The organism is Haloarchaeobius caseinilyticus, from assembly GCF_051207395.1.
Taxonomy (GTDB): Archaea; Halobacteriota; Halobacteria; order Halobacteriales; family Natrialbaceae; genus Haloarchaeobius.
Window position 1 is genome coordinate 21015 of sequence record NZ_JBPJZC010000003.1, and the last position, 22890, is coordinate 43904.

General features: G+C 64.4%; 26 protein-coding genes and 2 tRNA genes. 10 read left to right on the top strand and 18 right to left on the bottom strand.

Features of this window, described 5'->3' with window-relative positions; genetic code table 11:
* Positions 1-68: 68 nt before the first annotated feature.
* On the bottom strand, positions 69-1049 hold the full coding sequence (locus ACSC1P_RS12710; protein WP_435360560.1) for a DUF3179 domain-containing protein: 981 nt from the start codon (positions 1047-1049) through the stop codon (positions 69-71).
* 6 nt (positions 1050-1055) lie between these two features.
* Positions 1056-1775, bottom strand: a complete 720-nt coding sequence (locus ACSC1P_RS12715) for an alanyl-tRNA editing protein (protein WP_435360561.1) — start codon at positions 1773-1775, stop codon at positions 1056-1058.
* Between the two features lie 115 nt (positions 1776-1890).
* Here ACSC1P_RS12715 and ACSC1P_RS12720 point away from each other — a divergent pair, with 115 nt between their 5' ends.
* Positions 1891-2586 (top strand): HD domain-containing protein, encoded by a 696-nt coding sequence (locus ACSC1P_RS12720; RefSeq protein ID WP_435360562.1) that lies wholly within the window; start codon positions 1891-1893, stop codon positions 2584-2586.
* Between the two features lie 29 nt (positions 2587-2615).
* Here the strand turns inward: ACSC1P_RS12720 and ACSC1P_RS12725 are convergent, their stop codons facing one another.
* Complete coding sequence (locus ACSC1P_RS12725) at positions 2616-3302, bottom strand: LysE family translocator (protein WP_435360563.1); 687 nt, start codon at positions 3300-3302, stop codon at positions 2616-2618.
* A 162-nt stretch (positions 3303-3464) separates the two neighbouring features.
* Complete coding sequence (locus ACSC1P_RS12730; protein ID WP_435360564.1) at positions 3465-4154, bottom strand: metal-dependent transcriptional regulator; 690 nt, start codon at positions 4152-4154, stop codon at positions 3465-3467.
* Between the two features lie 188 nt (positions 4155-4342).
* Between ACSC1P_RS12730 and ACSC1P_RS12735 the strand changes: the two genes are divergently transcribed.
* Complete coding sequence (locus tag ACSC1P_RS12735; protein WP_435360565.1) at positions 4343-4534, top strand: hypothetical protein; 192 nt, start codon at positions 4343-4345, stop codon at positions 4532-4534.
* A 33-nt stretch (positions 4535-4567) separates the two neighbouring features.
* Here ACSC1P_RS12735 and ACSC1P_RS12740 read toward each other — a convergent pair whose 3' ends face one another.
* A complete protein-coding gene (locus ACSC1P_RS12740; protein ID WP_435360566.1) occupies positions 4568-5767 on the bottom strand; it encodes a threonine synthase in 1200 nt (399 codons plus the stop codon).
* A gap of 140 nt (positions 5768-5907) precedes the next feature.
* Between ACSC1P_RS12740 and ACSC1P_RS12745 the strand changes: the two genes are divergently transcribed.
* Positions 5908-7185: an NAD(P)/FAD-dependent oxidoreductase gene (locus tag ACSC1P_RS12745; RefSeq protein WP_435360567.1), complete on the top strand. Its 1278-nt coding sequence runs from the start codon at positions 5908-5910 to the stop codon at positions 7183-7185.
* Between the two features lie 36 nt (positions 7186-7221).
* Here ACSC1P_RS12745 and ACSC1P_RS12750 read toward each other — a convergent pair whose 3' ends face one another.
* From ACSC1P_RS12750 to ACSC1P_RS12760, 3 genes are all read right to left on the bottom strand, one after another.
* Positions 7222-7926, bottom strand: a complete 705-nt coding sequence (locus tag ACSC1P_RS12750) for a metallophosphoesterase (RefSeq protein WP_435360568.1) — start codon at positions 7924-7926, stop codon at positions 7222-7224.
* 1 nt (position 7927) lies between these two features.
* Entirely contained in the window at positions 7928-8878 is a 951-nt protein-coding gene (artA, locus tag ACSC1P_RS12755; protein WP_435360569.1) for an archaeosortase A, read from the bottom strand.
* Positions 8879-9012: 134 nt separating this feature from the next.
* Positions 9013-9627: a J domain-containing protein gene (locus ACSC1P_RS12760; RefSeq protein WP_435360570.1), complete on the bottom strand. Its 615-nt coding sequence runs from the start codon at positions 9625-9627 to the stop codon at positions 9013-9015.
* A gap of 120 nt (positions 9628-9747) precedes the next feature.
* Between ACSC1P_RS12760 and ACSC1P_RS12765 the strand changes: the two genes are divergently transcribed.
* Both ACSC1P_RS12765 and ACSC1P_RS12770 read left to right on the top strand, forming a co-directional pair.
* Positions 9748-10647, top strand: coding sequence for an alpha/beta fold hydrolase (locus ACSC1P_RS12765; protein ID WP_435360571.1), 900 nt, complete (start codon positions 9748-9750; stop codon positions 10645-10647).
* A gap of 42 nt (positions 10648-10689) precedes the next feature.
* Entirely contained in the window at positions 10690-10989 is a 300-nt protein-coding gene (locus tag ACSC1P_RS12770) for a hypothetical protein (RefSeq protein ID WP_435360572.1), read from the top strand.
* 92 nt (positions 10990-11081) lie between these two features.
* Here ACSC1P_RS12770 and ACSC1P_RS12775 read toward each other — a convergent pair whose 3' ends face one another.
* The 6 genes from ACSC1P_RS12775 to ACSC1P_RS12800 form a co-directional block, all read right to left on the bottom strand.
* Positions 11082-11840, bottom strand: a complete 759-nt coding sequence (locus tag ACSC1P_RS12775; RefSeq protein WP_435360573.1) for a proteasome assembly chaperone family protein — start codon at positions 11838-11840, stop codon at positions 11082-11084.
* Between the two features lie 4 nt (positions 11841-11844).
* Positions 11845-12027, bottom strand: coding sequence for an RNA-protein complex protein Nop10 (locus tag ACSC1P_RS12780; protein WP_435360574.1), 183 nt, complete (start codon positions 12025-12027; stop codon positions 11845-11847).
* A complete protein-coding gene (locus tag ACSC1P_RS12785; RefSeq protein WP_435360575.1) occupies positions 12024-12824 on the bottom strand; it encodes a translation initiation factor IF-2 subunit alpha in 801 nt (266 codons plus the stop codon). The genes ACSC1P_RS12780 and ACSC1P_RS12785 overlap by 4 nt, the downstream gene beginning before the upstream one ends.
* Entirely contained in the window at positions 12821-12994 is a 174-nt protein-coding gene (locus ACSC1P_RS12790; RefSeq protein WP_435360576.1) for a 30S ribosomal protein S27e, read from the bottom strand. The genes ACSC1P_RS12785 and ACSC1P_RS12790 overlap by 4 nt, the downstream gene beginning before the upstream one ends.
* A gap of 4 nt (positions 12995-12998) precedes the next feature.
* Complete coding sequence (locus tag ACSC1P_RS12795) at positions 12999-13280, bottom strand: 50S ribosomal protein L44e (RefSeq protein ID WP_435360577.1); 282 nt, start codon at positions 13278-13280, stop codon at positions 12999-13001.
* Positions 13281-13411: 131 nt separating this feature from the next.
* Entirely contained in the window at positions 13412-14647 is a 1236-nt protein-coding gene (locus tag ACSC1P_RS12800; RefSeq protein ID WP_435360578.1) for a hypothetical protein, read from the bottom strand.
* Positions 14648-14793: 146 nt separating this feature from the next.
* Here ACSC1P_RS12800 and ACSC1P_RS12805 point away from each other — a divergent pair, with 146 nt between their 5' ends.
* Positions 14794-15060 (top strand): HAH_0734 family protein, encoded by a 267-nt coding sequence (locus ACSC1P_RS12805; RefSeq protein WP_435360579.1) that lies wholly within the window; start codon positions 14794-14796, stop codon positions 15058-15060.
* 7 nt (positions 15061-15067) lie between these two features.
* On the opposite strand, the gene ACSC1P_RS12810 is transcribed toward ACSC1P_RS12805, so the two are convergent.
* Entirely contained in the window at positions 15068-17713 is a 2646-nt protein-coding gene (locus tag ACSC1P_RS12810) for a DUF2298 domain-containing protein (protein ID WP_435360580.1), read from the bottom strand.
* Between the two features lie 358 nt (positions 17714-18071).
* Between ACSC1P_RS12810 and ACSC1P_RS12815 the strand changes: the two genes are divergently transcribed.
* The 4 genes from ACSC1P_RS12815 to ACSC1P_RS12830 all read left to right on the top strand — a co-directional run bounded on the left by ACSC1P_RS12815 (position 18072) and on the right by ACSC1P_RS12830 (position 19957).
* Positions 18072-18854, top strand: coding sequence for a glycosyltransferase (locus tag ACSC1P_RS12815; RefSeq protein ID WP_435360581.1), 783 nt, complete (start codon positions 18072-18074; stop codon positions 18852-18854).
* Positions 18847-19350, top strand: coding sequence for a GtrA family protein (locus ACSC1P_RS12820; protein ID WP_435360582.1), 504 nt, complete (start codon positions 18847-18849; stop codon positions 19348-19350). The genes ACSC1P_RS12815 and ACSC1P_RS12820 overlap by 8 nt, the downstream gene beginning before the upstream one ends.
* Before the next feature lie 123 nt (positions 19351-19473).
* A tRNA-Met gene (locus tag ACSC1P_RS12825) sits at positions 19474-19548 on the top strand.
* A gap of 334 nt (positions 19549-19882) precedes the next feature.
* Positions 19883-19957 (top strand) — tRNA-Met (locus ACSC1P_RS12830).
* A gap of 190 nt (positions 19958-20147) precedes the next feature.
* On the opposite strand, the gene ACSC1P_RS12835 is transcribed toward ACSC1P_RS12830, so the two are convergent.
* The 3 genes from ACSC1P_RS12835 to ACSC1P_RS12845 are packed head-to-tail and all read right to left on the bottom strand — an operon-like array spanning position 20148 to position 22866.
* A complete protein-coding gene (locus ACSC1P_RS12835) occupies positions 20148-20852 on the bottom strand; it encodes an SDR family oxidoreductase (RefSeq protein WP_435360583.1) in 705 nt (234 codons plus the stop codon).
* A gap of 59 nt (positions 20853-20911) precedes the next feature.
* Positions 20912-21424 carry a GNAT family N-acetyltransferase gene (locus tag ACSC1P_RS12840; RefSeq protein WP_435360584.1) on the bottom strand — a complete coding sequence of 171 codons (513 nt, stop codon included), beginning with the start codon at positions 21422-21424 and terminating at the stop codon, positions 20912-20914.
* A gap of 44 nt (positions 21425-21468) precedes the next feature.
* A complete protein-coding gene (locus ACSC1P_RS12845) occupies positions 21469-22866 on the bottom strand; it encodes an ABC transporter ATP-binding protein (RefSeq protein WP_435361504.1) in 1398 nt (465 codons plus the stop codon).
* Positions 22867-22890: the final 24 nt, after the last annotated feature.

Here is a 22890-nt window from a genome sequence, read left to right on the forward strand (position 1 = left end):
GGGGAGTCGGAACGGGTCGACTTCGACGTCGCGAGCGCAGTGAAGTCCGAACTCGCAGCGCCTCAGTTTTACTCGGTTCTCTGGTAGAAACTATCGGGCCCGTGGTCGTCCTGCCACGCGAAAGCGAACAACCGGCGAGCAGCGAGTCTGGTCAGTTCGCGGCCGTCGTCGCTTCGACCGGTCGCGCCGTTCCAGGTCGTCCCGTCGCCTGCGAACCGACCGTCGTCTGTGGGTTCGAAGCCGACACTGGGGTCTGCGAACGCGTGGATACCGTCGTCGGTGGCGAAGACGACGACCGACTTCGTGCCGACTGTCGTCTGGACGACGCCACCGGCTGCCTCGACCCGCAGGAGGGGAAAGCCGAGTGCCACGCCGTCACCGCACGTGTCGGTCGCTTCCACACCGAGGACGACCGTTTTCGCTGCGATGTCGTCCTCGCGCTCCCACTCGCGGCTGCCAGTGCCGCGATGTGCGCCGAGGCCGAAGCCGTCCATATCGAAGTAGTGGTCGTAGGGGTCGGAATCGTACGTAATCTCGGCAGCGGCGCCGCCTTTCTGGCCAGCCTCGGACACGCCACCGGGGCGAACGAGAATTTCGACCTCGGCGTCGTCGCGTACTGCCCGAGCCTGTGCGACGGTCGTCATCGCTGCAGGGAGGACCGCGAGGGCGGTGCCGTCGAACTCACCTGCGATGCAGGTCCCGGTACTCTGCTTCCAGTCGGATTCGGTCTGGCGGTCGTACATCACGAGGTCGTCGTTGGCCAGTTTCCCAGAGACGCCGAAGTCGAGTACCTGTCCGTCGACTACCCGGTCGTAGACGACTGCGCTGCCACAGAGTGGGCACCACGTCACGGCGATGGGGTCGCCGTCTCGGTCACTGTTGACTATCTCGTGGTAGTGGAGGTAGCGAATCGGGTAGGCACGCGGCGTCTCGCCGTCGACGAGCACGACTTCGTCGCTGTCCTCGCCGTCGTACTCGGTGAGCGGTTCGAACGAAGGGTCGTCGACGCTCGGGATGGCGTCCGGCGGCAGGACCTGTCTGACGTTCACGCTCACTCACGCCTCGAGTTCGAAGTAGATTCGCTCTTCGCCACTGCCGCGGGTCTCACGACCCGTGACCGTCACGTCGCCGATTGCTCGCGTGTTCTCGACGTGTGTGCCCGCACAGGCAGTGCGGTCGAACGGGTCGGCTTCGTCGCCGATTTCGACGATGCGTAACTCGGTGATGGAGTCGGGCAGCAGGTCGATTCGCGTTCGTTCGGTGTCGAGTCGCTCCTCGGCGACCGCCCGGTCCATGTCGTACCACTGGACCGGCAACGCGTCCGTGACGAGGTCGTTCAGTCGGTCTTCGATGGTCGCGAGGTCGTCAGTGTCGAACCGGTCGTACGCACAGTCGAGCCGAGCACGGTCGGCGTACACCTGGTTCCCCGTCGTCTCGGCATCGAACTCGCCGAGCAAGAGTGCGGAGAGGAGGTGCTGGGCGGTGTGATAGCGCATGTGGGCGTGGCGGCGGTCCCAGTCCAGGGTGCCGGTTACTGTAGTGCCCGCTTCGGGAGGAGTCCCATCTACTGTGTGATAGATAGTGTCTTTCTTCTGCACGTCGGTGACCTGCATCGACTCGCCGTCGACGGTCAGCGTTCCGGTGTCTGCTGGCTGGCCACCACCGGCCGGATAGAAGTGTGTCTCGTCGAGGACGACGCGGTCGTCCACGACCCGCTCGACCGTCGCCTCGAACCGCCTAACTGTCGAATCTTCAAGATAACGTGGGGTAGTCACGTTCACCGGAAGGCGACTCAGGGTCTTAATTCACGGTGTCGTAACGCCTAAGAGTCGAACAGACGTTTGTACGGCTAAGAATGACTAAGGACCGCCAAGCGCGAGGTGAGCCTCTGTGGGTGTAGAAATCAAGGAGTCTCGCGTGACAGACGAAGAGTTTGCAGCGATGACGGATTTCGTGTATGATTATCTCGTCGCGAGCGTGGAGAACGAAGACGAGGGTGGCCGGATGCGCTGGTACCCGTGGCACTCCGCCGAGTACCGGTACAACCACATCCTGAACGTCGTCGACCTCGCCGTGACCATCGCCCGCCGTGAGGGTGCAGACGTAGACGTGACGCGAGTGGCCGCGTTGTTCCACGACATCGCCAAGCTCGACGCCGACCAAGAAGTGCACGCCGAAGAGGGTGCTCGTGTCGCCCGCCAGTACCTCGAAGCACAGGGACAGTTCCCGGTGTCGTTCATCGACGAGGTCTGTCGCGCCATCGAGGACCACTCGTATCAGGGTGACCTCGCCAACCTCCCACTGGAGACACGCTGTCTCATCGAAGCCGACATCCTCGACAAAGTCGGCGCGAACGGGACGGCACTCATGCTGCTACGCATGGGCTACGAAGCCCGCACGCACATGGACGCCTCCGAGATGGTCGACCGCGTCCTCGAACGCGGCAAGGACGCCGCGAACCGTATCGAATCCGACGCCGCAGAGAGCATCGCTCACCAGCGGCTCAAGCGCGTCAAGTGGTTCCGTGAGTGGCTCGAAGAGGAAGTCTCCGAGATGGAGCACGACGGCCGCGACCTCGACATCTGAATCGAGGCGCGACCACACGTCTTCAGCGTTCACCACACGCCGAGCGTCGCCCCTGCATCGACGAGGAAGAAGACGCCGAAGCCGGCGAGGACGACCGCACTCGCCGCAGCGACTGCTGGGGCGAATCGGTCGACGCGGTTGCCGACCGAGACGAGCGTCGCGGGAAATCCCGTGACCCAGACCAAAATTCCACAGAAAAACCCGACGATGAGCGCCGGGCTCCCGGATTCGACGAGCAGGACGCCCGCGAGGTCGGTGCCGACGTAGGGGACGTGACTGAACACGTCGATGGTCTGGTCGTCGAGCATGTGGACACCGACGGTGAGCCAGAAGACGATCTGATACGGATTCGTGAGCGCGAGGACGAACGCTTTCTGGAATCCCTTCTCGCTCTCGCCGTCGGCGTCGACGAACGATTCACCGGCACGCGCGTCGGCCAGTGCCCCCGCGGCGAAGTACAGCATCAACGCGCCACCGACGGCGACCATCGCCGCCTTGAGCAGCGTGGCGTCCTCGACGAACGTCACGAGACCGAGTGCCGCGAGGACGAAGAAGACGGCGTCGGCGGTGAACGCACCGAGCCCGGCACGGACGCCCGCGCTCCAGCCACGCACGACGCTCTCCTCGGCGATGATGGCGTTCATCGGACCGGGTGGTGACGCGAGTGCGAACCCGAACACGACCCCGGTCAGGGCCGAGGTGAGCAACGTGGACACGGATAGTCGTCGGAGAGGCCGAGTGAAAAACACTCTGCATGCCAGCAGACCCCGCCGGAGTCTGTGGGTTCACGACTGCTTCGGAGAACCAGCCATCACTGTGACGACCGAGGTGAGAGGACAGTGACCTAGTCGGCTGGCTGTCGGAATCGTGGCATGGACTCAGGTGTCGCCAACAGGTGGCTCCGGTTCGTGACTGACCGGCTTCACGCGGATGGAGCTCGCGACCGCGTCCGGGAGGCTCTGTTCGTGGCCGTCGACGAGGACGGTGACCATCCCGAACGGAGCCACGTCGACCACTTCGACGATGGTTCCCGGCGTGATACCTGCGTCTTTGAGGTAGCGAAGTTCTTCCTCGTCGCGGTCGCTGACTCGGGCGATTTCGACGACTGCGCCCTCGTCGTGCGCCGACAGAGCAGTCAGGCCGGTTTCCTCGGGCCGCGAGAGGTCTGCACCCGGGATCGGGTCACCGTGTGGGTCGACGGTCGGGTTGCCGAGTGCTTCGGCGACGCGACGTTCGAACTCTTCGGAGATGTGATGTTCGAGGACGTCCGCCTCCTCGTGGACTTCCGACCAGTCGTAGTCGAGGTGTTCGGTCAGGTACGCCTCCAGCAGGCGGTGATGCCGGAGGACTTCGAGCGCGACGGTCTCGCCCTCTTCGGTGAGTTCGACGCCCTTGTACTTCTCGCGGTGGACGAGCCCGCGGTCGTCGAGTTTCTCGACCATACTCGTGACCGTGGGCGCAGTGACGCCGAGATACTCCGCGATTTGCGAGGTCGTGACTGGGACGCCCTCGTGTTCCTGCAGGTAGTAGATGGCCTTCAGGTAGTCCTCCATGACGTCACTGAGCATTCTACCCGGAATTAGCCCCGTCTAAACCTAAAGTTCTACGGTCAGCGAACGAGGACAGCCGTCCAGCGACAGCGTGGTTCGACATCCACTAACTATGCGAACAGTCGACACAGGCCATCGCTGTCGGTCAGTTTCACTTTCACTCCGCGTGGGTCGCTTTAATACCGAAACCAGTCCTGTTGTCCAGTATGAACGTACTCGCCACCCCGGAAGACGCGGACCCCGCAGAACCCGCGGAACCGGTCCGGCGACGCATCGACGTCACGGACCTCCGAACAGAATCGGTCGCGGACATCGCCCGTCGCCGTGCTCGCGAGGGCCCGGTGACGTTCGAACGCCGCGGTGGCTCGACGTACCTGCTCACCGAGAAGCAGTACTGAGACGGCCGTTCGTCGTCTATCTCCTCACGTTGCTCAGATACCCTTACCCATCAGGTGACTGCGCAGCACGTCGTCGTCCTTGTTTCCGGTGCCGGTGTTCATGATGACGAGCGTGTCGTCCTCGCCGAACTCCCCTCGCTCGGACAGTTCCCACGCACCCGAGGCGGCCGCGGCACAGGTCGCACCCATCTCCAGTCCTTCGTGCTGGGCGACGGTGATGGCCGCGTCGAGAATCTCGTCGTCGTTCGTCGCCACGGCACCGCCGTCGGATTCGCGCAGTACCTCGAGAATCCACGGGCTCGCGCCCGGGTCGGGAATCTCGATACCGCCACAGATGGTGTCTGGGTGTTCCCACGGTTCGTGAACGTCACGGCCGTCTTCGAACGCGGTAACGATGGGCGCACAGCCGGTCGCCTGCGCGGCGTAGAACGCTGGCGTCTCGTCGGCCAGACCCAGATCCTCGAACTCGCCCGCGGCCTTGTGCATCCCGACGAGGCCGACGCCCCCGCCAGTCGGGTAGACGACAGCATCCGGCACGTCCCAGTCCAGTTGCTCGACGAGTTCGTAGTACATCGTCTTCTTCCCCTCGTGGCGATACGGCGTCTGGAACGTCTGGAGGGAGTACCAGTGCTCGTTCTCGGGGTCTTCCATCGCGTCGGCGAAGGCCGCGCCCGCGTCAGAAATGCGGCCACCGACGACGGTCATGTCCCCGCCGTGGACGTTGACCATCGCCTTGTTCGTAAAGCCGGAGCGGGCGGGCAGAAAGACGTGCGAATCGAGGCCGGCACGAGCGGCGTACGCGCTGGCGGCCTGCCCGGCGTTGCCCGCCGAAGCGAGGGCAACGTCGGTCGCCCCGTGCTGGACGGCGGCGGTGACGGCGACGGTCTGGCCGCGGTCTTTGAACGTGCCCGTCGGGTTTCGCCCCTCGTCTTTGATGTACACCTGGCCGACACCGAGTTCGTCGGCGAGCGTCGGACACGAGACGAGCGGCGTCGCACCCTCGTCCATCGAGACGGCCGTCTCGCGGGCGAACGGGAGCAAGTCCTCGTAGCGCCAGAGCGAGTCGAAGCGGCGCGATTCGAGGGCCTCGCGGGTGAGGTCGAGCGCGTCGTAGTCGTACGCCGGGTCGAGGATACCGTCACAGTCTGGGCAGCGGTGTGTCGCCTCGGCGGGGTCGAAGCGTTCCCCGCAGTCCACGCAGTCGAGGCCGACGAACGCGTCGGTCGTCTCCATGTGCCGGGCTTCGCGTGGTACGACCTAATCCCTGTCCATCTCGCACCCGTCGGAGAGCGGTCGGCCCGCCGCCGCACAGGAACCCGGGCCCGACTACCGAAGCCACGCACTCTTTCACGCTCGCCAGCGAACGTCGAGTAATGACTGGACACGACGTGGTGGTCGTCGGCGGTGGCCTCGCCGGACTCGTGGCGGTGAGACATCTCGCAGACACCGGGGCGACGGTCACACTGTTCGAGCGTGAGCAGTCCGTGGGTGGTCGGGTCCGCTCCACCCACGACGGAGGCTACATCTACGACCGGGGGTTTCAGGTGCTGTTCACGGCCTATCCTGCCGCACAGCGCGAACTCGACTACGACGCGCTGGACTTGCGCCCGTTCAGCCCCGGTGCCTGCCTCTGTCGCCCCGGCCATCGGTCCATCCTCGCCGACCCCTTCCGCGACCCCGGCTCGCTCACCGAGTCCATTTTCAACCGTGACGTGACCGTCACCGACAAGGTGAACACACTGCGGCTGCGCCGAGAACTTCGTGGTCGCTCGCTCGATTCGCTCTTCGAGGGCCACGACCAGTCGACGCGCGAGTACCTCGACTCACGCGGGTTCTCGACGAAGTTCGTCGAGAACTTCGCTGCCCCCTTCTACGGCGGCATCACGCTCGACCGGTCGCTATCGACCTCGAAACGCGTGTTCGAAGCCACCTTCACGATGCTCGCCTCGGGCGAGACGGCCGTCCCAGCCGATGGGATGGGTGACATCGCCATCCAACTCAGAGAGCGCGCCGAAGCCGCGGGGGCGACTGTCGAGACACGCAGGCCGGTCGAAGCGGTCGAGAGTCACGACGGCGGCGAGGGTGCGACGGTCCACCTCGGCGGCGAACAGGTTGCTGCCGATGCGGTCGTCGTCGCGACCGACCCGAAGCGTGCCAAGGAACTCACCGGTGTCGAGTCGATTCCGACCGACGCGAACGGCTGTGTGACGCAGTGGTACGCCATCGACGACACCGGTGCGCTCGACGCGGGGAAGCGACTCATGCTCAACACCGAATCCGACGCACCGAATCAGGTCGCCGACCACACGGCCGTCTCCGAGACCTACGCACCGGATGGGACCCGTCTGCTCAGCGCGACGTTCCTCGGCGACCGCGAGGAGTCCGACGACGAACTCGCCGAACTCGCGCGTGAGACAGTCGCGTCGTGGTACCCCGAGCGTCGCTTCGACCGATTCGAGTTGCGACACACGGACCGCATCCCGTTCGCACAGTTCCAGCAGCCGCCGGGCTTCTCCGAGACACTCCCCGACACCCGCGACCCCGAAGACCCGGTCTACCTCGCCGGCGACTACACACGCTGGTCGTCGATTCAAGCTGCGATGGAGAGCGGCAAGGTCGCCGCCGATGCAGTCGTCGCGGACCTGTCCTGAGGTTCGACAACACCCGCGGTATCGCGCTGTTGCCTCCTATAGCATGCGCCGCAGTTTCCCCAGCGGGGGGAACCACAGCGTCTCTTCGCTCTCTTCGTCACGAACCGCGGGGTGGAACTGCTTCGGCCTCGCCAGCAGGGGCGACTGGAAGTCGTTCGCTCGCTTCCGATTGACCAATACTCCAGCGGCGAGTGTCGTGAACGACGGGAGCATCACCACGTCGCCACCGCGGTAACAGTTCGGCCCGTACAGCAGACAGGGATAACGTCGACTCTCGATTTCGATGGTCGGGTGGTTGTGGCCGACGACGTACCGGCCGGGGGTCGCATCACTGTCGATGTCGGGTGCTTCGTGACCGTGGCAAACGACTGTCCCATCGCTGAGTCGGTGTGAATCCACGACCTCGCCGTCGGACACGCGGTCGAGCTGTTCGTCGTGGTTGCCCCGGACGACGACGAGCGTCGCCTCTCGCTCGACTCGCTCGGTCAGCCGGTCGAGTGCTTCGCGAGCCGGAACTGGAACCGTCTTGAACGAGTGCAACACGTCGCCCGCGAAGACGACTGTCTCTGGGGAGAACTGTTCGAGCAGTGCGTCGAGTCGGTCCAAGGTCTCGTGGCCTTCGTTCAACGGAAAGTCGACGTTCGACGTGTGTGCACGACCGAGGTGGAGGTCCGCGAGGACGAGCGCGTCGGCGTCGGGAAAGTAGGCCGCCCGGTCGGCGAACTCGATTCGACGGTCCACGTCAGCGCTCGCCGTCGACAGTGCCGCCGTCGGCCCGAACCGGTTCGTTCACGCCGAGTGCGTCTTCGAGGTCGTACTCGGTGCCAGTCACCACGAAGAGCACCTCTTCGAGGATGGAGAGCAGTTCCGGCAGGACGTGGACGACTGCCCACGTGATACCGACGAGTGCGAACACGGAGAGCGTCTGTGAGAGGACGCTGTGTGCGAACCAGAAGGACTCGTGTCCCTGCTCCACGCCCGCAGTCGTGGCCAGCCACAAGACCGGACCCTGCTCGAACCAGAGCTTGCCTGCGGCGATAGCGACGAACACGTTCCGGATGATGTTGAGCACCCAGATGACGCCCACGGCCAGTGCGAACGACTTCAGTTTGCGACGGAGCGGGGCTTGGACGGCCACGATGAGGCCGGCGAAGATGGCGATGGAGCCGATGCCGGTGCAAGCGTAGACGATGTACGTCGAGAAGTCTGCGAAGACGTACTTGTTCAAGTAGCCGTAGTCGGGGCCGGTGGTGAACTCGGGGTTGTAGCCGAGCAGCGTGATGCCCTGATACACCTGCCAGGCGACCTGCTCGATGAGGAACTTACGAACGGCCGGAATCGCCTGCGTCGGGTGGTAGATGAGTCCCATCACGCCGACAGCCTTCGACAGGGTGTGCAAGCCCTCGCGGCCGCCCCAGATGAGGTAGCCGGTGTAGATACAGGCTGGCACCGCGACGAGGGAGAGCCCACCTTCGACGAAACTCCGGACTTCGAACGCGAAGTGCGGGAACACCAGCAGCCAGAACACGCCGAACACCACCCACGTACCCGCCAGCCACCGCCGCGCGATATCGCGGTCGTACTGGTCGAGAAGAGCCCCGACCAGAAACGCCGCGATGACGACCCACGCGAGCAGGTCCGGCAACGGCATGCCGAACACGCTCGGGAGGGTCGCAACAGGGGGGAAGTTCATGTAGGGGGGCACGTAGAGAACGCATAAAATCTTGTTGCCATCCGAGCAGTTGGTTACCGAAGCGTAACCGTGTCTGCTGTCGGTTCCCGGGCCGCGAATCGGCTGGCTTCGGGTTGCACAGGTCGCCGTCGAACTCAGTCGGCCGCGTGTTCTTTGGCGGTCGTGTACGCTTCTCTGACCTCGCGAAATCGTTCTTCGGTCCCGCCGTGGTCGGGGTGGACTTGCTTGACGCGTTCGCGATACGCAGTACGGACCTCCTCGGTGGACGCCGACGTCGTGAGTCCCAGTGCGTGGAACGCCTGTGCGATGATGTCCGCGTCCTCGTCGGTCGCCTTCCACTCGATTTCTGGTACCTCGAACGGTAGTCGCTTGCCGAGGTGGTGGCCGTGCATCTCGTGTTCGCACAGCACTGCGTGCGTGCCCGTCGACTGGATACGGAAGAACGCGTGGGCATCGAACGTCACGGCAACGTCACGTTCGGGCAGGTAGAACGCGACCGGGTGTCCGTCGACCGGATGGTCTTCGGCGAATCGCTCACCGATTTCGGTCAGGTACCAGCGTATCTCCTCTCGCCGCCTCGCCTCACCAGAGAGCGATGGGTCTACCCCGCGCTGCGTGGCCTCCGGGAAGAAGTACTCGCCGACGACGAACATCGAGGCCGAGAAGACAGCGAACACTGCGCCGAGTGAGACGCCGAGGAGCAACCACGACGGGAGTGTCGCCAGCCAATCGAAACCGAACTCGAACACGCGTGTTTCCCTCTTGCCAGAAGATACGCTTCCGTGGCTAAAGAGTGCAACGGAGGCGGGGGTTAGCGATTGCGGGAATTGGAGGAAACGACTTGACCGCTGCTGCCGTATCTGTGACAGATGGCCACTACTGAACCACCAAGTTCCGAGCGACCGGCGAGCCACCCGACCCTCTCGCGCTACCTCGACCTCGACCGGGTGCGCCTGCACTACTACACTGCTGGCGACGCCGAGTCGACGGGGACACCCGTCGTCCTCCTCCACGGCGGCGGCCTCGACGAAGCCGCGCTCTCGTGGCGCTACCTCCTCCCCGAACTGGCCTCCGACGACCACGTCCTCGCGCCCGACTGGCCGGGCTACGGCAACAGCGGCCCACCGGCCGAGACGCCTACACTGTCGTACTACGCGGACGTCCTCGACCAGTTCCTCGACGAGTTGGGCCACGACCGCGTCGCACTGGTCGGTATCTCGATGGGCGGCGGCGTCGCGCTGGAGTTCGCGACCCGATTCCCAGACCGGGTCGACCGACTCGTCCTCGTCGACAGCTACGGCCTCGGGACGAGCGTCCCCGGTGGCAAACTCGCGTACTGGTTCACCCGCGCGAAACCCCTGAACCGCGCGCTCTGGTGGGCACTCCGACAGAGTGACCTGCTCGGCCGCCTCGCGTTCCAGGGAATCACCGTCGCCCCGGACGACAAACTCGGCGCCGACGGCGTCGCCGCCCTCGACCGCGACGACGCGGGCGACGCCTGGCAGGCGTTCCAGCGGTACGAAGTCACACCGACCGGGCTCAGAACCGCCTACCTCGACCAGTTACCCGACCTCGACGTGCCGACGTTACTCGTCCACGGCGAACGTGACCGACTGGTGCCGGTCGACTGGGCCATCCGCGCCCACGCCTTGCTCCCCGATGCGGAGTTGTACGTCGTGCCCGGCTGCGGCCATATGCCGCCCAGAGAACTCCCCGGGCCGGTCGCCGACCGCATCGGTCGCTTCCTCGCCGAAACGACCACACCGTGACCTCACTCGCGGGGTTATGCGCTTCGCACCCGTACCGATGACATGGACCTGACGACTCAGCTCCACTTGCTGCTCGTCGGCTGCTGGCTCGCGTTCGCCCTCGGAGGCCTCGCGCTCTACCAGCGCGGCGACTGGTCGTGGCAAAACATCCGAGTCGGTCTCGTCGGCGCTATCGCCTGGACCGCGTTCGCGATTCGGACCATCTCGGTCGGGCCGCTGGCGGACGCAATCGTCATCGCCGCCGTGTTCGCACTGGCGATCGTCTACCTGCGGGACCGCGACGAACAACGCGCCGACGAACCGCTGGCGCTGGAAGGAGACGTCGAGAAGCCACTCCTGTGAGTGTGGGAACAGCCGTCGAAAGACCGTCAAAAGACCGCCACGACTGTCGAAAAACGATGGGTGTGACGCCGAAACGGATGTGACGCCGAAACTCAGCCGATGTACCGCAGGTCGTCGTCGCTCGGCACGTTCGCCTGCTGTTGTTCCATCTCCTGAATCTTCCCGATGACTTCTTCCATCTCCTCGGCGCGCTCTTCGAGCGACGCGTAATCGAGTTCCATCTCGAACCGTTCCTCGAGAATTTCGAGGACGGCCTGTGCGCTCTTCGGGTCGACGAGGTAGCCTGAGGTTTCGCCCATCAGACACACCGCGTCGAGCCCACGCCGACGGCCGAGACCGAGGACGAGGCCGGAGATACCGACGATACCGCCAGCGGGTTCGTCTTCACGGAACTCGACACCGATGTCTTCCATCGCCTCGACGAGGTCGTCGCTCGTCACCGCACCCAGCACCGCGTACTCGTCGATGAGTTCACCAGTCGGGACGCCACCGAGTGCGTACGCCTCTTCACAGCCGAAGTCCGCAGCGATGTCCAAAATCGCGTCGGCGAGTCGATAGTGGCCCTCGTTGCTCTGTGCCTGATGGTCACCTGTCAGGACGAGCAGGTCGCGGCCGTCCGTCTCCACGGCGTGCAGTTCGAGGTGTGTGAGTTCGGCGACGCCGTCGTCGTCGACGTCGACCTGTGGCGGCAGGTCACGAGAGTAGAGCCGGCGGACCAGTTCGCCATCGTGCTGGTCCAGAATGTGTTCCGCCGCGAGCTTCCCGACGTGGCCGACGCCGGGCAGTCCTTCCACGAACACTGGGTCCGAAAGCTCCGCTTCAGCGACGCGCTCGATGTCGAGTTGCTCCATACCGTCACTCGCGTGCGGCCGACTTAAGAGCGCGTCGGTACTCCCCGTACGGGTCTGCCGGGTCGAACGGTGCAGGCGCACTGTTGACGGCCTCGGCTCCGCAGTCGGGGCAGTTCGCAGAAAGTGTGTACACCGGGCGTTCGTGGCGGTCGCGCCACGCCGAACACACCCGGATGTCGGACTTCATTCGTCGTCGGACCGACGTTCACGGTGGTACGCCGCGGTACCGCCGTGCGATTCGATTTCGACCTTCGCGCGCTCGGCCGCCGCTTCGAGTTCCGACTCGGCGGTCTTGTAGTTCGGTGCCTTCACCTTGATGCGGTATTCGGGCGACCCGACGTAGGTCACGTCGAGTTCGACCTCGTCGGGCACCTCACCGTTACCTTCGGCTGCCTGGAGCGCCTCCTTCACGTCGTCGACGCCGTTCGCACTCGGACTCCGCAGGTCGATGTAGCCCGTGACGTTGACGTACGGGACCGAGACGTTCTCGCGTGCGGTGGAGACGAGTATCTCCACTTCGTCGTCGGAGAGGTCGCGGTCTTTGAGTGCTTCCGGCCCGTGGATTGCCGACTGCTCGAAGCCCTCGTAGAGGCTCCCGAACTTGTCGAGGAGTTCGTTGGCGACGGACGCGTACTTCTCGTCGGAGACGTCCTCGCCGAACGCCAGCAGCATCCACTTATCGGCCTTCTGCTCGTTCTTCCAGTCCTGAATCTTGTCGGAGCGCTGGTGGTCGTTGACGTCCTTGATGGAGAGGTCTATCTGCTGGGACCCTTCGTCCACGTCCAGCACTTTGGCGACGACGGTCTGACCCTCTCGGACGTGGTCGCGGACGTTCTTGATCCACCCGCTGGCGACCTCGCTGATGTGGCAGAGACCGCGCTTGTCCTCGTACTCTTCGAGGTCGACGAAGACACCGAAGTCTTCGATCTCGTCGACCTTCCCGATGACGAGTTCGCCGTTCTCGGGCCAGCCGCTGTACTTCATCGTGCTTCGACCGTCTCCAGGATGTCGTGCGGGATCTCCGCCTTGCCGCCGGTCGGCGTGGCGAGCGTGGTTCCGCACACGGCGCAGTTCACGTCTGTCGAGGCCTTCTCGAAGACGATCTGTTCGTTCTCACAGTCGCTGCATTTGACTTTGATGAAACTTCCTGCCATAGATTTACTCCTGGAACTCCAGTCGACCGGCGCGCCATCCCTGACGGAGGTGGGCTTTGCCGCAGTCTGCACAGCGGTACTTGAGGTCGGTCTTCTTGGTCGGCTTGTCGCCACCGGGGACCTTGGAGAAGCGACCGGCGTTACCGATGACTTTCTTCCCCTCGCGCTGCTTGCGCTGGTCCTTCTTCATCCCGGTCGTTCGGCCTGTTCGGACCTTCTCGACCTCGTGTTCGTGGTGTTCGTTACAATGCGGGCAGTACGTGTTGAAACGTCGTGGCATCTGCATAGATATCGGCCTTACGGAGGGTTTGGCTACGGTCCTTTAAAACGCATTTGGTTCGGTTCGACCGACAGACTGCACGGGATTCGGCCGTTCCGGACGGCGCGAAACCCGTGCTCACGACGCCCCCGAAACCCTCACTCCTCTGCGTGCTCTGCCGAGAATTCGTCGTCGCCACCGAAGACGCGGCCTTGAAACGCCTCTCCCAATTGCTCGCGCCACGCTTCCGTCGATTCGACAGACGATTCGAGCGACGTGAGACGGTCGTCGAGGTCGGCCATCGAATCGTCGACACGCTCGGAGAGTGACGCGGTCTCCGAACGGGCCGCGTCGAGTTCCACGGAGAGTCCTTCTACCCGGCCGTCGAGCGACTCTACTCGCCCGTCGAGTCGGTCGAAGCGTGCTTCGATACGGTCGAGGTGAGTATCCACCGTCGTGAGTCTGTCGTCGACCGTGTCGAGTCGGTTCGCCACGGTCGTCAACTGTTCTTCAGCCGCACGAAAGCGGGCCGCCGCAGAGGGCTGCTCGCCGCTCGCTTCGTCCAGTCGCGCTGCCGTCTCGTCGAGTGACGCTCGGACGGCCGCGATGTCGTCGTGCAAGTCGTCGACGATGCCACTAGCCGTCCCGTGTTCGTCGATGAGGTCGGCGAGGCCGTCTGCGTAGGTTGCGAAGTCTTCGAGTCGGGACTGGAGTCGTCGAAAGCGGAGGCTATCACTGCGAGAGACTGGTGGGGCGACGTGTTTGCGGAGCGTCGCCACCTGCTCGTCGTCGACTGCGCCAGCAGCGAGTGCCGCGACCAGCGCATCGACGACCGTCTCGCCGTCGAGTGACGCCGGGGCCGATACGGTCGCTCGGTGCGTTTTGTGCTCTTCGTGGCCGGTCGATTCTGCAGCACGTTCGCCACTGTGTCGCCGCCCACCAGCGGTCCGGCCCACTTCGCTTGCGTCACGGCGTACTTCGACTGCGTCTTCGTGCGTAGTGTCGGTACTGCTCCGGCCGGAGGATTCGACCGGGTCGACCACGTCGATGGTCGGCGCGGCGAAAATCTGTTCCACTGCCTTCGGTTCGTCGCTGTTCACCACGTAGCGCGTCGTCACCGATTTCTCGGGGTCGAGAATAGCCATCAGGACGGCTTGGGAGGTCGGTCCCTCCAACAGCCAGTCGCTCCGACCGGCCGCGTCGAGGTCGAGTGCCTCGGTCGGGAAGCCAGCCCCCAGTGCTTCGACGATTCTGACCGCGACCGCCGTGTCGTGGTCCGACGTGAGTCGGTAGTGGACCGTCATTCTGTTGTCTCCCGGTTCGATGCCTTTCTCGACGTGGACGCCCTCCTTCGAGACTGTTGTCGTGTTGCTCAGTGCCTCCGTGCTATACATGCCCACCCTCTATCGACTGCAGTATTCAGCACGATACTACATTAGTTTCACGATTGGTAACTGTAGAATCATTTCTGGGCTCGTTGTGAACGAGTCGAATCGGGTGCTTCGACACGCTTAATTGGGCGCTGTGCAAACCTCGGCGCATGAAGCGTCTCATCATTCACGGGGACCCCGGCATCCGCAAGGGCGCTGTCGTGAAGTACGACGACGAGGAGGTCCGCTGTTTCTCCATCAGCCGAAACGGCGAGTGGCACGGGCCGGACCGAGTCCAGCTCTGGTGCGTCGTCGGAAACGACGACGAGAAAGAGGACTTCGAACTGCAGAACTACATCCCGCACCACCTCGAAGTCGACCGCGTCGACGCGGAAGCCGTCGAAGTCATTCAGGCCAAAGCGTCCCCCTCGGCCTGAGTTCTCCTTACGCGCGAACCGTTTCGCTCGACCCGTTCGACTCGTCAGCGCTCGACGCGAGCGCCTGCTGGTCGACCACGTAGACCGTCACGTCCCCGAACTCCTTCGTCTCGGCGACCCACGATTCACCAGCGAAGTCGACGTTCCCGTAGTGTTCGCGCTCGTGGGGGCCGACGTAAACGTACTCGGCATCGTACTTCTGTAGTACTGCTGCTCGCTCACTCTCACTACCCTCGTACACTGCTCCCACGTCGGTCATCCGTTCTCGCCAGCCGTCCTCGGTGTGGTAGTTCGAGGCGTGGCCCCAGCCGGCGATGGTGGGTAAGCCGGTGAGACTGGAGACGCCGCTGACCAGTGGCGTCGACGGCGTGTTGACGCTGTAGAGGTGTTCCGTCGTCGGGCGTTCGACCACGACCGGACGGCCCTCTTTCGCGTCCAGCCACTCGATGGCGGCGTACTGGTCCGGGTAGTAGTCCTCGGTCCACTGCTTGCCGTCGAGCGTCGCCGGCCCGTCGTGGCGCTCGAAGTGCGCGGTGAGCGCGAGCGCGCCGTAGATGGACGTCGAGCAGACGAGGAACACAGCGAACAGGACTGCGGCGACCTGTGTGAGTCGCGCGAGGCCCGGCCCTCGTCTGGCCGCGAGACGCTCGCCAACACTCCACCGTGGCCACTGTCGTGCGACCACATCGGTGAGGACGATTCCCGTCGCAGTTGCCCAGAGAACCCACACCTGCATGTAGAACTTGAAGACGGTGTTGTACCGGCCACTTCCGGCGCGCTCTGAGACGTAGACGAACTCGACCATCGTGACGAGGCCGACCGCAGCGACGACCAGGACCGTCTCGTAGCCGAGGTCGCGGTCGAGGCGGAGCAACACCCAGCCGATGACCAGTGCTGGTGTCACGACCGCCAGCACGACCGCGTCGAACAGCCACGCGACGCCAGCGAAGACGGCGAAGGCGACCCCGGCAGCCGCAACGATTCTGGTCTCCTCGTCCAGTCGCTGCGTGGCTGCACCGACGCCGGCGAGCATCGTCGCGCCGTAGACGCCGACGCGGCCCATGGTCGGTCCCGAGAGGAACGCGAGCGCGGCCGCGACGACGAACAGCACCGCCGCGACGCCCGTCTGGCCCTCGTGCAGTTGCGTCACGGCGAGCAGGCCGATGAGGCCCACCAGTGCGGTCGGGAGCGGAACCCAGCCGACGACCGCGTTGGCGACTGCGAGCACGGCGATGACGGTCACCGGCACGGTGAAGCCGAAGTCGAGGTCACGGTCGGGAGCGAGACGCGGCAGGAAGTACGCCAGCGTCGCCAGCAAGAAGGCTCCGTGGACGAACACGAGTCCGGGTAGGCCACTCCGCTCAGGCATGAACGCGAGCGACTGGCCACTCGTCGCCCCGCTGAAGAACGGGATGGCGAAAATGAAGCCACCGACGCCGACCGCGACACCGATACAGCCAGCCGCGAGCAGTCGGGTCGCTTCCGCGGCCGGCCGGGAGTCCACGACGACCGGTTCGACCCGTTCCCAGACGCGTGTCGGGAACGCGCTGGCCGGGTGCGGTGCCGCGAACAGGACCGCGAGCGTCGTCACGCCAGCCACCGATGGATAGCTCCACGTGTTTACGATGGCGAGCCAGCCCGCGAGCACGGGCGCGCAGACGAACAGGTAGAACCGACGCCGCCAGACCTGTGCCTGCGGCGTCAGCCAGTAGGCGAGCGCAACCGCGGCCGCGAGCAGCAAGAGATGTGTACTCATCATGTGCGCGTGGAGGTCGCCGTTGAGCCACGCGAACAGCGGGAACTCGTTGATGGTGTTCGGGATGACTCGCGAGGCCGTCCAGTAGTGGAAGTCCTCCGGACCGGTCGCCAGCCGACTCCACCGGACACCGAACGCCTCCACCGCCTCGGGACCAGGGTGGTTCGAGTTCGTCTCGATGGGAGACTTCATGCTCGCCGGCAGGAGCCAGATGAACGCCCGAACCAGCGGCGTGAGGTTGCTCGCGAAGCCGACGAAGAACACCGCCGCCGCCCCAGCGAGCGTGGCTGGGAGATTTCGTTCGACGGCGACGTTCCGCGCCACGCCGAACGCCGTGGTGAGCAACGCGCCGTAGAACGTCGCCAGCGCGAGGTTGTACGCGTACCGCGGGGCAATCCCGGTGAGGCGCGTCAACTGCGCCGAGACGAGGTGGCCACCGTAATAGTACTGTACGCGGTCGCCCGCGTACCAGAAGTCCTCCGGCGGGAGCTGATTCGCCCGGAGCAGCGTCTTCAGCAGTCCGAAGTCGAGATACTTCTCACCGCCACCAGCCACGATGGCTGGCTGTGCGCCACGAATCAGGACGATGAGCGCGAACCCGATACCGAACACCGCGAGTCCGCGCCCGACCGCTCGCCAGTCCGTCTCCACGTCGCTCCAGAGCGCGTACGCCGAGCCGCCGCCGAGGACGACGAGCGTGGCGACGAGTCCCGGCCAGCCGAACGCGACCTGTCCGACCCAGTAGCCGACGACGCCGACGACGGCGAGCGCCAGCGGGAGGGCGAGCGACCCGCCGCGGTCCGACAACGGCGAGAACAACAGCGCCGCGAGCGGCGCAGTGATGGCGGTCAGTCCGACCAGCATCACGAACCAGAGGACGACCAGCCCGTATTCCATTGCCCAGAATCGGGGCTTTCGCGGCTAAGGGTTTTTCCCTTCGAATCGTCGATGTGACTGGACTAGTGTTTGCAGACGTGCGCCGACACAGCCGCTCTGGCGCGCGCTGGCGAGCGTGTCGAACGGAGTGAGACCGCGAAGAGACATCGCGCGAGGGACGACCGGAGCGAAGCGGAGGGAGTCGGTTGGGGAGGGTGTGGCTGCGGTATCTACCGTCGGCGCTAGTGGGCTGCCTTCCCGTACTCACACCCGCGACGCCGGTGCTCGAATCCACTCTCAACGAACATCCACGAAGTCCCGACCTTTCATCAAGCGGAAGCGAATCCTTTTACTCTCTCGGGCGACCCTATCCGTACTGATGTCACGGTCCGTCGGGATCGTCGTCCCCGCGTACGACCCCAACGTCGACACACTCGTCGACTTCCTGCACGCCCTCACTGACCGGCTGGACCCGGCTGAACTCGTCGTCGAACTCGACGCGCCAACGTCGGCCGTCGTCGCCGCTCTCCGCGACGCGCCCGGCCGTGTCTACCCAGCCGACAGCCGCCGCGGCAAAGGCGCAGCCATCACCTGTGGCTTCGAGCGACTGGACACCGACGTCCTCGCGTTCGCCGACGCCGACGGCGCGACCCCGGCACACTCCATCGCCGACGTGGTCGAGCCAGTCCAGAAGAACCACGTCGGACTCTCCGTCGGCTCACGCCGGCACCCCGAGGCCGACGTGCGCTCGCACCAGACGTTCGCTCGTCGCTATCTCGGCGACGGCTTCGCCTGGCTCGCCCGGCAAGCACTGGGCGTCGACTTCTACGACTTCCAGTGCGGTGCGAAGGCTATCGACGCCGAGGTGTGGAACCACGTCCGCGACCACCTCTACGAACCCGGGTTCGCCTGGGACATCGAACTGGTAGCCATCACCACCGCGCTCGGCTTCAGTGCGACCGAAGTCCCGGTGACGTGGGAGGACCAGCCAGAGTCGACCGTCTCGCCCATCGGGACGACCATCGAACTCGCGGTGTCGCTGGCCAAGTCACGCCACCGTGCACAGCGACTGCGGGGCAATCCGGTCCACACGTTCATCTCCGCCCGTCGCCAGAACCGCCTCGCACTGGTCGAACGCCATACAGTCGACACAGATGACTGACGGCGACGGCCACGGCGAATCGCCCACAGAGAAAGCCGAGGCACTCCTCTCCGGCGTCCGCTTCGGCCAGTTCGCCTCGGTCGGCGTCGTCGGCGCGGCCTTCGACGTAACGACCGCGACGGTGCTGCGCGAACTCGGGGTGTTTCCCGAACTCGCCGTCTTCGTCGGCATCGAAGTCGCCGTCGTCGTCATGTTCCTCCTCAACGACAACTGGACGTTCTCCGAGGAGGGCGAAAACGGACTGTTCCCGACGCTCAAGCGACTCGCTCGCTCGAACGTCGTTCGGGCCGGCGGGATTCTGGTCCAACTCCTCACGTTCCGACTGCTGTACCGGGTCGTCGCCCTCGAAGCCCTCGTCATCGGGAGTGTCTCGCTGTCGACGACCGTCCTCGGCATCGACGGCTGGTTCGTCGTCTCGAAAGTCGGCGGTATCGGCGTCGGGATGCTCGTCAACTACGTCGCCGAGAGCCTGTTCACGTGGAAGGTCCACGACTGAGTGTCGCCACGAGATATTTTCCGCGTCGGCCGTGTCGAAAATCGCCAGCGGGCAGCGTGGGAGCGACACGCACACGGCCGCCGCATCATAGGCCTTAAGTAGTGGACTCGGGTATGTAATGATAGCGGGATGGGATAGCCAGGAGATTCCGGCGGGCTCATAACCCGCAGATCGGTAGTTCAAATCTACCTCCCGCTATTTTTCGAGAATCAAACCGACGAGAGACGAGCGTAGCGAGGAGTGAGTCGCTTATTCTCGAAAATAGCCACGAGTAGATTTGAACCAGGGAGCGCGTCGAACGAAGTGAGACAAGCGACCGAGGTTCAAATCTACCTCTCGCTTATCCCTCAGAACTCACACGGTGAGCGAGTCGATCGTTTTCTTACCAAATTTCCCACTTGTCTGTCACCCGAATCGTCGAGACCACCGAACAGAATTAATCACGACCCGGTTCGAAATCCTCACGAATGTCACTGACGGAGGCGACATCCAACTCACAACCCTTATCTGTTCGACCCGGATACGTGATGGTAGCGGGATGGGATAGCCAGGAGATTCCGGCGGGCTCATAACCCGCAGATCGGTAGTTCAAATCTACCTCCCGCTACTTTTACGACGAACAACGACGAGGAGCAAAGCGACGAGTCCGTGAGTCGTAAATCCGGTCACGGTAGTTTGAACCAGCGAGCGAAGCGAGTGAGGTTCAAATCTACCTCCCGCTATTTTTCGAGAACCAAATCGACGAGAGACGAGTGTAGTCGAACGAGTCGTGGAAAAAACGAAATAGCCACGAGTGCCTACAGCGACTTCGTGAGGCCGCCGTCGACACGGATGTTCTGGCCGGTGATGTAGCTCGATGCAGGTGAAAGGAGGTAGGCGACCGTCTCGGCGATTTCCCCAGTTCGTCCACGTCGACCCATCGGGATTCGGTCTCTCGTCTCCTCGTCGATGTCGTAACTGTCGACGAACCCCGGCTGTACCGTGTTCATCCGAATCCCGTCCGCCGCGTACCGGTCGGCGTATAGCTTGGTGAAACTGCCGAGACCAGCCCGCAGTACCGACGAGACCGGAAACGAACTCGACGGCTCGAAGGCGGAAAACGTCGAGATATTCACGAACGCCCCGCCGTCCTGTTCCCGCATGATGGGGGTGACGAGTCGTGCCATCCTGACCGTGTTCAACAGCACGAGGTTCAGCCCTTCGTGCCACTCCTCGTCTGAGAGGTCGAGTAAGTCACCGGACGCCGGGTGGCCCGTGTTGTTCACCACGGCGTCGATACGGCCGTAGCGCTCGTACGTCGCTTCGACGAGCGCTGCGAGGTCGTCGGGATTCGTCACGGAGCCTTCGAACCCGTCCCCGCCGAGTTCCGTCGCGACGTCGACGGCGCTCCCCGACCGCGAGAGCAGCACAGGTGTGTAGCCGTCTTCGTCGAGTTTCCGTGCGCACGCTTCACCGATTCCGCTCCCCGCCGCGGTCACGACTGCGACCTTCGGTTCGGTCATACGTCGAGTCATCGGGTGGGTCGAATAAGGAAGTGCGCATTACCCCGTTCGGTGGCCACTCACAACTGCTTCCGATAGTGCCACGCCTCGAACGACTCGCCGTCGAGTTCGACGTCCGTCTGGGCGACCAGTTCGAAGCCGTGGTTTTCGTAGAACCGGTGCGCAGCCGTCTGGTACTCGCTCGTGTGTAGGACGAACGTTTCGTAGCCGCGCCCTCTCGCGAGCGACATCAGTTCCGCGAGCATCGTCGACGCGAATCCGCGGCGGTGGTGGTCTGGGGCGACGTGTACCCACTTCACTTCGGCCGTCGTGTCGTCGATGCTTCCGAACACGTCGGTGAGGTCCGGACTCGCGGGGCGAAATGCAGCCGTGGCGACGACTTCCTCGTCGACCGTCCCGACGAGGAACGCGCCATCGCCATCGAGAAAATTCGCCCGGATAGCTTCGACTGTGCTGTCTTCTTCGGCGTCACCAAAGGAGACACCAGCCGAGCGGAGGGCCGCGCGTCGTACCGCGTCGATTCGGTCGATGTCGCGATGGTCGAAGCCGCGCACGTGGAGGTCGCCACTCATGACTACTGCGAGGAGGAGACGAGACGTAAAACCAGCAGACAGGGTCAGTCGTCTGCGGCGGTCGGCGACTCGACTTCGGCGACGGGTTCGACGAGGTGACAGGCGGCGACGTGGTCGTCGCCGACTGCTTCGAGTGTCGGCGCGCGTTCTTCACAGACGGTGTGGAAGTCGTCGGCCATGGTCTCGCTCGCTGCGTCGGTGTCACCGCCCAGAACGTGTCCGATGGCGTCGGCCAGCGTCGACTCGGCCTGTTCGTCGGCCAGCGCCTCGGGTAGGTCGAACTCGGCGCGCAGCGCCGACCGGAGGTCTGCCTGCGAGAGCGTGTCTTCACTGCTCGCGTCGCTCCGTGCGAGCGCGAGTTCGACCGCGCCATCGCGGTCCACGTCGCCAGCAGCGACCTGATGGCGGAAGTCGAGGACGCGCCGCCACTGTTCTTGGGGTAGGTCGAGGTGGTCGGGCTGGATGACTTTCGGACAGCGAGTGTGGAACCGGCAGCCAGCAGGCGGGCTCTCAGGACTTGGCACGTCGCCGGTGAGTTCCATTCCGAGGCCGCGCTGGCGTGGGTCTGGTCGGGGAATCGACGCGAGCAGGGCTTGCGTGTAGGGGTGTTGCGGGTCCTCGAACAGTTCCTCGGTCGGCGCGACTTCGACGATTTCGCCGAGGTACATCACGGCCACGCGGTCGCAGACTTCGCGGATGACGCCGAGGTCGTGGCTGATGAACAGCATCGACAGGCCGAAGCGGTCGCGCAGGTCGCGCATGAGCGTGAGAATTTCGGCCTGAATCGACACGTCGAGCGCGGAGACTGGTTCGTCAGCGACGACGATTTCCGGATTGACGACGAGCGCGCGGGCGAGGGCGATGCGCTGTTTCTGCCCGCCGGAGAACTCGTGCGGGTAGCGGTCGTAATCGTCGGCTGAGAGCCCGACCCGTTCGAGCAGGTCCTCGACGATAGCCCGACGACGTTCTTCGTCGGCCATCCCGTGGATGAGCAGCGGTTCGGCGACCGACTCGCCGACGCTCATCCGGGGGTCGAACGAACTCGACGGGTCCTGGAAGATCATCTGGGCTGAGCGTCGGAACCGCTTGAGCTGCGTCGAGGAGAATCCGAGTACGTCGCGGTCGTCCTGCGATTTGCCGTCGGCCGACCGTGAGAGCCCAGACGCGAGCGACCCGATGCCAGACCCGCTCCCGTCGGCAGGAACGTCGCCGTGGAAGACGACTTCACCGTCGGTCGGTTCTTCTAGTCGAAGGAGTGAGGTCGCCGCGGTCGACTTGCCACACCCGGACTCGCCGACGAGACCGAGCGTCTCACCGCGGTGGAGGGTGAAGTCGATGCCGTCGACGGCTTTGACGCGGCCAACCTCGCGGCGAAGGACGCCCTTCGTCACCGGGTAGTGCTTCTCCAGCCCGCGGACTTCGAGCAGTGGGTCCCGACTCACGTGGTCGTCGTTCGACTGGTCGTC

What these genes read in the sequence shown, in the direction of transcription:
- ACSC1P_RS12730 (WP_435360564.1), bottom strand. Translation starts at nt 4,154, where the DNA reads ATGCTCAGTGACGTCATGGAGGACTACCTGAAGGCCATCTACTACCTG.
- ACSC1P_RS12735 (WP_435360565.1), top strand. Translation starts at nt 4,343, where the DNA reads ATGAACGTACTCGCCACCCCGGAAGACGCGGACCCCGCAGAACCCGCG.
- ACSC1P_RS12740 (WP_435360566.1), bottom strand. Translation starts at nt 5,767, where the DNA reads ATGGAGACGACCGACGCGTTCGTCGGCCTCGACTGCGTGGACTGCGGG.
- ACSC1P_RS12745 (WP_435360567.1), top strand. Translation starts at nt 5,908, where the DNA reads ATGACTGGACACGACGTGGTGGTCGTCGGCGGTGGCCTCGCCGGACTC.
- artA (WP_435360569.1), bottom strand. Translation starts at nt 8,878, where the DNA reads ATGAACTTCCCCCCTGTTGCGACCCTCCCGAGCGTGTTCGGCATGCCG.
- ACSC1P_RS12765 (WP_435360571.1), top strand. Translation starts at nt 9,748, where the DNA reads ATGGCCACTACTGAACCACCAAGTTCCGAGCGACCGGCGAGCCACCCG.
- ACSC1P_RS12770 (WP_435360572.1), top strand. Translation starts at nt 10,690, where the DNA reads ATGGACCTGACGACTCAGCTCCACTTGCTGCTCGTCGGCTGCTGGCTC.
- ACSC1P_RS12775 (WP_435360573.1), bottom strand. Translation starts at nt 11,840, where the DNA reads ATGGAGCAACTCGACATCGAGCGCGTCGCTGAAGCGGAGCTTTCGGAC.
- ACSC1P_RS12780 (WP_435360574.1), bottom strand. Translation starts at nt 12,027, where the DNA reads ATGAAGTCCGACATCCGGGTGTGTTCGGCGTGGCGCGACCGCCACGAA.
- ACSC1P_RS12785 (WP_435360575.1), bottom strand. Translation starts at nt 12,824, where the DNA reads ATGAAGTACAGCGGCTGGCCCGAGAACGGCGAACTCGTCATCGGGAAG.
- ACSC1P_RS12790 (WP_435360576.1), bottom strand. Translation starts at nt 12,994, where the DNA reads ATGGCAGGAAGTTTCATCAAAGTCAAATGCAGCGACTGTGAGAACGAA.
- ACSC1P_RS12795 (WP_435360577.1), bottom strand. Translation starts at nt 13,280, where the DNA reads ATGCAGATGCCACGACGTTTCAACACGTACTGCCCGCATTGTAACGAA.
- ACSC1P_RS12800 (WP_435360578.1), bottom strand. Translation starts at nt 14,647, where the DNA reads ATGTATAGCACGGAGGCACTGAGCAACACGACAACAGTCTCGAAGGAG.
- ACSC1P_RS12805 (WP_435360579.1), top strand. Translation starts at nt 14,794, where the DNA reads ATGAAGCGTCTCATCATTCACGGGGACCCCGGCATCCGCAAGGGCGCT.
- ACSC1P_RS12810 (WP_435360580.1), bottom strand. Translation starts at nt 17,713, where the DNA reads ATGGAATACGGGCTGGTCGTCCTCTGGTTCGTGATGCTGGTCGGACTG.
- ACSC1P_RS12815 (WP_435360581.1), top strand. Translation starts at nt 18,072, where the DNA reads ATGTCACGGTCCGTCGGGATCGTCGTCCCCGCGTACGACCCCAACGTC.
- ACSC1P_RS12820 (WP_435360582.1), top strand. Translation starts at nt 18,847, where the DNA reads ATGACTGACGGCGACGGCCACGGCGAATCGCCCACAGAGAAAGCCGAG.
- ACSC1P_RS12835 (WP_435360583.1), bottom strand. Translation starts at nt 20,852, where the DNA reads ATGACCGAACCGAAGGTCGCAGTCGTGACCGCGGCGGGGAGCGGAATC.
- ACSC1P_RS12840 (WP_435360584.1), bottom strand. Translation starts at nt 21,424, where the DNA reads ATGAGTGGCGACCTCCACGTGCGCGGCTTCGACCATCGCGACATCGAC.